This is a genomic window from Streptomyces sp. SBT349, from assembly GCF_001083795.1.
Taxonomy (GTDB): Bacteria; Actinomycetota; Actinomycetes; order Streptomycetales; family Streptomycetaceae; genus Streptomyces.
This window is the reverse complement of the sequence record NZ_LAVK01000324.1, coordinates 1-8,465: the sequence shown is the minus strand read 5'-3', so window position 1 is coordinate 8,465 and position 8,465 is coordinate 1. Positions and strand designations below refer to the sequence as shown.

The window sequence follows — 8,465 nt, the reverse complement described above, 5'->3', positions numbered from 1 at the left end:
CCGACCGACCCCAGACGGCCGTCATCCGCTGCGCCCGTCCGGACACCCACCTCATCCAAGAGACCACTGGCCGGTCACCGGGACGGCCCCGACCCACGAACCCTCCCCCCGTAGGTGCCTCTTTTCGTGCATCCGCACGAAACAGACACCCGGGCAAGCACCGGCCACCTAGGCCAAGCGTCGAAGCCGCCCCACCCCAGCCACCGGCAACCCCGGCAAGGGACCCCTCAGGCCAGCCGGTCGTAGGTCGCCGCCGTGATCTCGTGCTCCAGCGCGGCCCCGCGCACCCAGCGTTCGACCTCCTCGACGACGATCGTCCCCTGGGTGCGGCGCGAGTGGTGGGTGACGGCGCCGAGGTGGGGGGTGAGGGTGACGTTGGGCAGGGACCACAGGGGGTCGTCCCGCGGCAGCGGCTCCGTGTCGAAGACGTCGAGGGCCGCCGAGATCCGGCCCGAGCGCAGCTCGGCGACGAGGGCGGGGGTGTCGATCAGCGCGGAGCGGGCCGTGTTGACCAGGAGGCCGCCGTCGGGAACGAGGGCGAGGCGGGCGGCGTCGATCATGCCGCGGGTCTCGTCGGTGACGGGGGCGTGCAGGGCCACCACGGGGCAGGTGCGCAGCAGTTCGTCCAGGCCGGTCGGGGTCGCGCCCAGCCGGGCGGCCTCCTCGGGCGGCAGGTAGGGGTCGTGGACGGCGACGGTGGCGCCGAGGGCGCGAACCAGTTCGATGTAGACGCGGCCGACGCGGCTGGCCCCGACGACGCCGACGCGCGTGCCCGCCACCGTGGCGCCCAGCGCCGAGGGGGCGGCGGCGTGCCAGTCGCGGTCGCGGTGCATGGTCCGGTCGGTGGCGGGCAGCGAGCGGAGCCCGCCCAGGGTGAACCAGAGGGCCAGCTCCGCGACGGCACGCGCCATGCCCGCCGCGGCGTGGCTGACGCGGACGCCGTCCTCGACCAGCGACCTGGGCACCAGGCGGCGAACCGTTCCGGCGCTGTGGACGACGAGTCCCAGGCGGCCGGCGTCGGCGCGGCGGCCAGGGAGCGGCGGCGTTCCCCACCCGGTGACCAGGATGTCGGCGGCGCGGCGGGCGGCGGGGTCACCGCTGCCGCCGGTGTGCGCGACCGCGCCGACGGCGGCCAGGCGGTCGCGCAGGGCGGCGTCGAACAGGCCCTCGGCGAGGTCCGCGGACAGGTCGAGCAGGATGGTGGGCCGGTCGGTCACGGCGTGGTGCCTCCGAGGTGCGCGAGGTCGATGACGGTGTCGGGGCGGTCGCCCGTCCAGGCGACGCGCACGCGGGCGCCGTCGACCTCCACGGCGGGCACGGGGCCCTCGTCCCCCGGCGCGGACGAGGCCAGCGCGGCATACGCGACATAGAGGCCGCCGCCCCGCTCGTCCGCCTCGCCGTGGAGCTCCGGCACCACGGACCAGGCGCCGTAGGCGGTGCCGCCCGGCGCGATGGCCGCCGCCGCCCCGACCCAGCCGTGCAGCCCGGTGAGGCGGGAGGTCAACGGGCCCTCCCCGGTGGCGGAACCGGCGGTGGTCACCGTGGCCGAGGCGCCCGACGCGTGCGCGGTCAGCGCCTCGCGGTCGGGCCCGGCCACCGCCCAGCCGGAGAGCCGCACGGGGGCGCCGGGCGGAACGTTGGCCAGCCGGTGGATCCGCACCTCGTGGACGCCGTCCACGGCCACCACGCTGTCGATGCGGACGGACGGCAGCACCGGGCCGCCGTTCGCGTCCGGACTGGCGTCGAACGGCGCGTACTGGGGGAAGCGCGGCGCGTGCCAGGAGGCGAGCCAGTTGTCGCCGCCCGGGGGCAGCATGTGGATACGGCGCCTGACGCTCCAGATGCCGCGGTACTGGACGGAGATGTCGTTGTCGGGCGCGTTGTGCAGCGAGGTCGGACCGGTCCTGGTCGAGTAGGCGAGCCGCGCGTACAGCGGGTCCGGCGCGCCGGAGTCGGCGGCGTGCGGCTTGATGTGGTCGCTGCCGTGGTTGTGGACGCGGACCAGGCCGTCGCCCGCGGTGCGCTGGAGCAGCAGCCCGGCCGGGGCGACGGCGGTGACCTGGTCGGTGCGCTCCCACTCCGGCGCCTCCTCGGTCGCCGTCCACAGCGGGTGGTCGGCGGGGAGCATCAGCGCCGCGAACCCCTTGGAGGCCCAGTAGGGCGAGCCGGGGCCGGAGTAGCGCTGCACGGTGGGCTGGTGCGGGCCGTGCCAGCCCAGGGTGAACAGGCCGTCCTCGGTGGAGCCGCGCTCCAGGAAGTAGCGCAGGCAGGCGGAGAGGACGCGCCGCGTCTGGCCGGGGCGCAGCGGCGAGCGCCCGGTGACCGCGCCCATGGCGAGGGAGGCGAGGGTGCCGGTGCGGTAGGTGAGCGAGCGGCCGTAGTGCAGGGGCGCCCCGTTGCGGTCGAACGTGGGGGCGAAGGTGGAGAGGAAGGTGTCGAGGCGGGCGGCGAGCCGGTCCTCCAGCGCCCGGTCGCCGCGCAGCCGCGCGTGGAGGAGCGGGTAGAGGTGCAGCGCCCAGCCGATGTAGTGGTCGAACGCCTGCCCGTCGCCGTCGGAGTACCAGCCCTCGCCGCGGTACCACTGGTCGATGAGGCCGATGCCGCGCTCGATGACCCAGGAGGTCTGCCGGTCGGCGCGGCCGACGCCCTCCAGGAAGCTGGCGATGGTGAGGGGGAAGAGGTACCAGTTGTTGGAGGCGGGCTCGTTGCCCAGCGCGTTCCGCAGCCAGGCGTCGAGCCGGTCCTGCTCGTCGGGGGCGAGCCGGTCCCAGGAGTCGGCCTTCGTGAGGTGCATGCTCAACGCGACCGAGGCGGCCTCCACATGGGGCTGCCCGTGCCGCCCGATGTGCCCGATGACCGGCCAGGAGTCGGCGTCGTCGCGCCCCGGGGTGCGGGTGCCGGAGACGACGCCTTCCAGGTAACGGTCCAGGTGGCCGTGCGGGTCCTCGCCGCGCTCGCCGACGTGGCGGAACGCGGCCAGCAGGAAGGTGCGGGCGAACGCTTCGAGTCCGTCGGTGCGCACGCCCTGCTGGGAGACGGGGCCCGGCAGGTCCAGGCGGGCGCCGCCCGGCGAGCGGTAGCGGGCGGCGGACAGCAGCAGATCGTCGGCGGCGGCCAGCCAGTGGGCCCTGGTCAGCCCGGTGTGGGGGCTCAGCTCGCGGTCCTCGGCCGGGACCTCCACGCGGGTGAGGGCGCGGGCGAAGCGGTCGATGCCCGGCAGGACGAGGCCGGGGAGCTCGGGCGGCGGGGTGCTCATGACGGCGGTTCCTCCGTGAGGTCGTGGGGCCGTGAGGTCGTGGGGCCGTGGGGACGGACGGCGGCGGGTCGTCGGTGGGTCAGGGCGATCGGCGCGGGCGCAGCAGCGGCTCGGCCCAGACGCGCGCGGCGCCCAGGGCCTCGTCGAGGGAGGGCAGTTCGGGGTGCCACATCCGCTCCCACTCCAGCGAGATCATGCCCTCCCAGCCCGCCGCGTCCAGCGCGGCGGCCAGCTCGCCGACCGGGTAGGCGCCGGTGCCCAGCGGCACGGGGACGGGGTCGGCGGGCGAGCGGATGTCCTTGATCTGCACGTAGCCGAGCCACGGCCGCAGCAGCGCGAGGCTGTCGGCCGGGCGTTCGCCGTGGGCCCAGGTGTGGGCGGTGTCCCACACGGCGCCGCAGCCGTGCCCCGGCACCTCGGCGTCGAGGAGGGCGAGGAACGCGGCGACGCGACCGGCGCGGGCGTGCGAGTCGTGCGTCTCGACCAGGACGGCGACCCCCGCCCGCGCGGCGCTCGTGGCCGCGCGGGCGACGCGGTCCACGGCCCGGCGCTCGCCCTCGGTCGGGCCCGCGCCGGGCGCGCCGGGGGCGGGCGCGTCGTCGTTCATGAAGACGCGGACGGCGCGCGCCCCGGCGCGGGCGGCGAGGTCGACGTGGGCGAGGAGGGCGTCGAGCTGGTCGTCCGGGCCCGCGCCGGGGGTGGCCGGCGCGCACAGCCGCACATAGCTGTTGACCGCGAGCGCCGTCAGGCCCGCCGAGGCGAGCTCGCGCCCCACCCGCTCGGCCTGCCCCGCGGGCATCCCGGTGTGGAGGATCTCGCCCTCGGCGGCGCGCAGTTCGACCGCACCGCAGCCGTGGCGGCGCGCGAGCCCGATCACCTCGGACAGGGGCGCGCCGGGGCAGCCGAGCGTGGCGAAGCCGAGCCGTTCGCCCGCGGTGGCGGGCGCCTGGCCGGTCACCCCTTGAGCCCGGCGTTGGCCAGGCCCGCGATGAAGTACCGCTGCCCGAGGACGAACAGCAGGATCATCGGCAGCGTGGCGACGGTGGACATGGCCATGAGGAACGGCCACTGGATCTCGTTGCTCTGGGCGAACGTGGCCAGGCCGAACTGGAGCGGGCGCAGGTCCTCCGAGGCGGTGGCGACCAGCGGCCACAGGAAGCCGTTCCAGGCGGACTCCATGTTGAACAGGGCGATCGTCACCAGCGCGGGCTTGGCCAGCGGCATCATGATCCGCAGGAAGATCCCGAACTCCGAGACGCCGTCCACGCGGGCCGCGTCCGCCAGCTCGCCGGGCAGCGAGATGAAGAACTGCCGGGCGAGGAAGACATACAGCGGACCGGAGATGAACGGGATGATCAGCGCCCACCAGGTGTTGATCCACCCGGTGCCGCCCGAGCCGAAGAGGTCGTTGCCCCCGGCCAGCGGGATGTGCCGCACCACATGGAACAGCGGAACGATCAGCACCTGGAACGGCACGGTCAGCAGAACGATGAAGTAGTTCAGGAACGATCGGCTGCCGCGCATCGGGAGCTGCGCGAGGGCGTATCCGGCCGCCGTGGACAGGATCAGGACCGGGATGGTCTGGCCGACCACCACGATCAGGCTGTTGCGGAAGTACATGCCGAACGGGGCCGCGTCGAGCGCGTCCAGATAGTTCCGCCACTCCAGGCCCTCGGGCAGCCAGTGGAAGGTGTTGACCTCGTCCATGGACTTGAGCGAGGTGAGCACCATCCACAGGAACGGCACGACCATCAGCAGGCCGCCGACCGTGAGGGCGACGTAGAGCAGGGCCCGGCCGAGCCGGGGGGTGAGGGGCCGTGGGGCCGTTGAACGTTCCGACCGTTCCCGGGCGGGCCCGGGGGTGGAGGGCCGCGAGGGTGCCGCCGTGGACGCCATGCCCTACACCTCCTTCCTGTCGCGCTGGGTGAGCCGCCCGAGGAAGATGAAGACTCCCACGATCATCAGCATCACCACGGTCTCCGCGGCGGCGTAACCGGTCTCCAGCCGCTGGAAGGCGTTGGTGAAGATGTCGAAGGCGAGCACGTTGGTGGCGTTGGCCGGTCCGCCGTTGGTCGTGACGAAGACGAGGTCGAACACCTGGAACGAGGAGGCGATCGACGTCACCATCACGAAGAAGTGCGCCGGGGCCAGGGCGGGCCAGGTCACGTTCCAGAAGATCTGCCAGCGGTTCGCCCCGTCCAGCTTGGCCGCCTCGACCAGCTCGGGCGAGACGTTCTGGAGGGCGGCGAGATAGAGCACCATCTTGGCGCCGAGCCCCTGCCAGATGCCGATCGCCATCAGCGCGGGCAGCGCGGCGTCCGGGTCGGTGAGCCAGCCCGAGGGCGATATGCCGAGGAACGACAGGAACTCGTTGCCCAGGCCGCTGGACGGGTTGTAGATCCACAGCCAGACCGAGGCCACCGCGACGGTCGAGGTGACGACGGGGATGTAGAAGACCGTGCGGAAGACGGCCCGGCCGCGGATGTTCTGGTTCAGCCCGAGGGCGACCAGGATGGCGATCGCCATCGCGACGGGCACCACCGCGATCGTGTAGAGGATCGTGTGCTGGACGGCCTTGTGGAACAGCGGGTCGTCGAGGAGCTCCGCGTAGTTGGAGAGGCCGACGAACGAGCCGCCCCCGATCACCTGCGCGTCGGTGAGGCTCAGCACCACCACGGTGACGGCCGGAAGGGCTATGAAGATGAGGGAGTGGACGAACGCGGGGGCGAGCAGGAGCCAGCCGGCTCGCGCCTTGGCCCTCTCCACCCCGCTCCTCCGGCTCACGCGCTTGGCCGGTCGGGCAGGCGTAGGGACATTGACGACTGACACTGGTGGTGCTCCTGAGCTCACGAACCGATCGTTACGTTCTGTTCCGCGCCAGCTCGGCCAGCGAGGTGAGGGCGTCGGCCGGGGACTCGCGATCGAGGATCGCCTCGTCCAGGGCCCAGCCGCCCGCCGCGCGGAACTCCAGGAAGTTCGTTCCTCCGTATTCCATGATCGCCGTGTCCAGGTGCTCGACCGCGTACCTGCTGGCCGGGTTCCCCTGGACGAAATCCGAGTCGGCCGAGTCCACGTCGACGGGCACGCCGACGTCCATGACCGAGATGGCCTCCTGCGAACTCGGGGCCGACAGGGCCCTGATGAACGCCTTGGCCGGACCTTCCAGCTCCGTCTGCGAGCCCATCGCCGCGATCCTGCCGCCGGTGAACATCGAGCTCTGCTCGTCCTGAAGGCTGAAGTAGACGAGGTCGTCGCACTTCTCCGCGCCGATCCCGCCGTCCCCGTCCGAACAGTCGACATAGGGACTCGCGAAGCCCATCCCCGCCTGCCCGGCCGTGACCAGCGAGGTCTGGGCGGTGTTCTGGTAGCCGTACTGCGAGCTCCTGTCCACCGAGACCATGTCCCGCATGGTGCTCAGCGCCCGCACGCCCTCCGGGCTGTCGAAGAGCGGCTCGGTCCCGTCGAAGAGCGTGCCGCCCGCGGCGCCGAGGAAGGCGACGAACTGCTGCCGGTAGTTGCTCGGCTGTGCCCAGAAGTCGAAGCCGGTCTGGGTGATCCGGCCGTCCTCGCGGACGGTCAGCCGCTCGGCGTCCTCGCGCAGTTCCTCGAACGTCCGCGGCGGATGGCCGGGGTCGAGACCCGCCGCCTCGAAGGCGCTCCTGCTGTAGGCGAGCACCCGCGGGTTGGCCACGATCGGAACGCCGTAGACCTTGCCCTCGTGCAGCATCGGCGGGACGAAGGACGGGTAGACCCGGTCCTCCAGCTCCTCGACGCCGAACCCCTCGCCCTCCAGTTCGCCTATCGCGCCCAGACCCGCGAGCGGCTGGATCCAGCCGACACCGGCGGAGATCACGTCGTAGGTCGTGCCCGCGGCGAGGGAGGTGGCGATCTTCGCGTTGAGGTTGTCGTAGGGGACGAAGTCCGCCTCGACCCTCACCTCCGGGTAGGACTCGTGGAAGATCTCCACGATGTCGTCGAAGACGGCCTGGCCCTCGTTGTCCGCCGAAAAGTTGGCCAGGACGACACGGAGCGTGTTCGAGTCGGAGCCACCGCCTGAACACCCGGTCAGCGTCGTCGCCACCACCGCCACGGTGGCGAGCACGGCGGCCCACGTCCTGCGTGCCATGCCCGTCCTCCTTCCTCGCACATCCTCGTACGTCGCCCGCCGTGAGGTATAACGTTTTACAGCAAGCGCTTTCTCCCGGAAGCTAGCACTCCATCTCCGGTCATACAAGGTCGAAAGGTAGCCGACTCCGGCCGGTCGTGCGACGGCCGTGCGAGACTGCACAGGGAGCCGCCGTTCGAAGCCGTTCGAGGCCGGGGGCAGCCGGGGGCAAGCCGGGGGAAGGAAGGCAACCATGCGTATCACCTCGGGACTCACCACGCTGGGTAACGCCCTGATACTTCAGCTCGCCTTCCTCCTCTGCGCGCTCCCCCTGGTCACCTACGCGCCGTCCGCCATAGCGCTTCAGCGCCAGCTCGGTGACGCGCGGGAGGGGCGGGCCACCGGCTTCGGCTCCTTCGCCAGGGAGTTCCGCCGGGCCTGGAGGCAGGGCTGGGCACTGGGAGTGACGGTGCTCGCCGTGGGGGCCGGGTTCCTGGTGGGCATTCCGTTCTGGTTCGCGGTGGACGCGTGGTTCGGGCTGGCGGCGATGGCCGTGCTCGTCGCCCTGCTGGGGGTGGCAAGCGCCTTCTTCCTGAACGTGCTGCACGCCTCCGAGCGCCTTCGGGAGTCGAACTGGCGCACCTGGCTCGCGCCGGCCTTCGGCGGCCTGGCGACCGCCCCCCTGGCGGGGCTGTGGGCGATGGTCCAGTTCCTCACCTGGCTGGTGCTGATGGCCTTTCTCCCGGCCCTCGCCGTCGTGGGCGCGGGCCTGATCCCCGCGCTGATCGTCCGCTTCACCCTGGGTACGGGCCGCGGGGCCGCCCGGCAGGCGAGCTGACCTCACGGCTCCGCGAGGGCCGTTCCCCGGAGCCCGCCGGTCCGGGGCGGCGGCCGTTAATGCCGTGCCCGGCCCCGGGCCGTGCGGTAGGGTCCGCGCCAGGCGTTCGCGCCCGGCCACCGTCCCCGCGTCTCGCGGCATGCGGCGGGGAGGCCGGGAGGGCGGGTGCGCACGGACGGTTTCGCGTGTGAGGAGCGGCAGATGCGGCGAGTTCTCGGAGTTCACGAGCTGCCCCGAGCCCCCTTCTCCACTCCCGAGGACCGTCT

The 8,465-nt window shown here is 72.9% G+C and carries 7 protein-coding genes; 1 reads left to right on the top strand and 6 read right to left on the bottom strand.

Annotation, left to right across the window (positions count from 1 at the left end):
- Positions 1-227 precede the first annotated feature (227 nt).
- The 6 genes from ADY01_RS28725 to ADY01_RS28700 all read right to left on the bottom strand — a co-directional run bounded on the left by ADY01_RS28725 (position 228) and on the right by ADY01_RS28700 (position 7,382).
- A complete protein-coding gene (locus ADY01_RS28725) occupies positions 228-1,217 on the bottom strand; it encodes a hydroxyacid dehydrogenase (RefSeq protein WP_053171307.1) in 990 nt (329 codons plus the stop codon).
- Complete coding sequence (locus ADY01_RS28720; RefSeq protein ID WP_078900700.1) at positions 1,214-3,256, bottom strand: DUF2264 domain-containing protein; 2,043 nt, start codon at positions 3,254-3,256, stop codon at positions 1,214-1,216. The genes ADY01_RS28725 and ADY01_RS28720 overlap by 4 nt, the downstream gene beginning before the upstream one ends.
- Positions 3,257-3,335: 79 nt before the next feature.
- Positions 3,336-4,214 (bottom strand): sugar phosphate isomerase/epimerase family protein, encoded by an 879-nt coding sequence (locus tag ADY01_RS28715; RefSeq protein WP_049579313.1) that lies wholly within the window; start codon positions 4,212-4,214, stop codon positions 3,336-3,338.
- Positions 4,211-5,152 carry a carbohydrate ABC transporter permease gene (locus tag ADY01_RS28710; RefSeq protein WP_049579311.1) on the bottom strand — a complete coding sequence of 314 codons (942 nt, stop codon included), beginning with the start codon at positions 5,150-5,152 and terminating at the stop codon, positions 4,211-4,213. The genes ADY01_RS28715 and ADY01_RS28710 overlap by 4 nt, the downstream gene beginning before the upstream one ends.
- Positions 5,153-5,155: 3 nt before the next feature.
- Entirely contained in the window at positions 5,156-6,022 is an 867-nt protein-coding gene (locus ADY01_RS28705; protein WP_107081858.1) for a carbohydrate ABC transporter permease, read from the bottom strand.
- 94 nt (positions 6,023-6,116) lie between these two features.
- Positions 6,117-7,382, bottom strand: coding sequence for an extracellular solute-binding protein (locus tag ADY01_RS28700; protein WP_049579308.1), 1,266 nt, complete (start codon positions 7,380-7,382; stop codon positions 6,117-6,119).
- A 232-nt stretch (positions 7,383-7,614) separates the two neighbouring features.
- Here ADY01_RS28700 and ADY01_RS28695 point away from each other — a divergent pair, with 232 nt between their 5' ends.
- Entirely contained in the window at positions 7,615-8,199 is a 585-nt protein-coding gene (locus ADY01_RS28695) for a DUF624 domain-containing protein (protein WP_049579307.1), read from the top strand.
- Positions 8,200-8,465 lie beyond the last annotated feature (266 nt).

What these genes read in the sequence shown, in the direction of transcription:
- ADY01_RS28720 (WP_078900700.1), bottom strand. Translation starts at nt 3,256, where the DNA reads ATGAGCACCCCGCCGCCCGAGCTCCCCGGCCTCGTCCTGCCGGGCATC.
- ADY01_RS28710 (WP_049579311.1), bottom strand. Translation starts at nt 5,152, where the DNA reads ATGGCGTCCACGGCGGCACCCTCGCGGCCCTCCACCCCCGGGCCCGCC.
- ADY01_RS28700 (WP_049579308.1), bottom strand. Translation starts at nt 7,382, where the DNA reads ATGGCACGCAGGACGTGGGCCGCCGTGCTCGCCACCGTGGCGGTGGTG.
- ADY01_RS28695 (WP_049579307.1), top strand. Translation starts at nt 7,615, where the DNA reads ATGCGTATCACCTCGGGACTCACCACGCTGGGTAACGCCCTGATACTT.